Source organism: Streptomyces glaucescens (genome assembly GCF_002154375.1).
In the GTDB taxonomy this organism is placed as follows: domain Bacteria; phylum Actinomycetota; class Actinomycetes; order Streptomycetales; family Streptomycetaceae; genus Streptomyces; species Streptomyces glaucescens.
In genome coordinates this window covers 1-780 of record NZ_MUND01001054.1, presented here as the reverse complement: position 1 = coordinate 780, position 780 = coordinate 1, and the positions used below count along the sequence as shown (strand labels likewise).

Genomic DNA, 780 nt, shown 5'->3' with positions numbered 1-780 from the left:
CAGCCGGGGCACAAGGCCCCAATGGCCCCCGTCACCGCCGCAGTCCTGAACGCCCTGACCCGCCCGCTCCGCATGCGCGGCACGTCCCGCACCCCCCGGTCCGCCCCCAAACCGGCCTCCCGGCCCCGCCCCTGGGCCCGCGCCCTCGGCATGGTCGCGGTCGTCCTGCTCGGCGGCTGGCTGGGGCTGCTGGCCGTCGGGCAGGTCCGGGTTCCGGTCGGCCCGATGGACACGACGATGACCCTGCGCCCGTCCTTCACCGGCGGCACGAAGATCAACGTCTCGCCGCTGGGCGCGCTGCACCTGGACAGCCACATCGCCCCGGTCCGTCTGGACGTCGACGTCGACCAGCTCGACCCGGTCCGCTCGCAGGCCCTGGTCGACCACCCCGAACGCCTGTCCGGCCTCCAGGACGAGGTGACCCGAGACATCGGGCAGGGCACGCTCGACCTGGCCGTGCGCTCCTGCGTCGCCGTGGTCGCCGGGGCCACCGCGCTCGGCCTCGCCGTCTACCGCCGCCCGGGCCGCGCCCTGGCCTCCGGCGGCCTCGCCCTCGCCCTGCTGGCGGCCTCCGGAGCGACCGCGTACGCCACCTGGAACCCGAAGTCGGTGCTGGAGCCGCGCTTCTCCGGCCTGCTCTCCTCCGCGCCCTCCGTGGTCGGCGACGCCCGCAGCATCGTCACGGAATTCGACGTCTATCAGAAGGAGTTGGCGCGCCTGGTGACGAACGTGACGAAGCTGTACGACGCCACCTCCACCCTCCCCGCCTACGCCCCCGAC

The 780-nt window shown here is 74.6% G+C and carries 1 pseudogene; it reads left to right on the top strand.

Features of this window, described 5'->3' with window-relative positions:
* Positions 1-21: 21 nt before the first annotated feature.
* Positions 22-780, top strand: a pseudogene (locus CCN42_RS40510) (hypothetical protein); the annotation flags it as partial.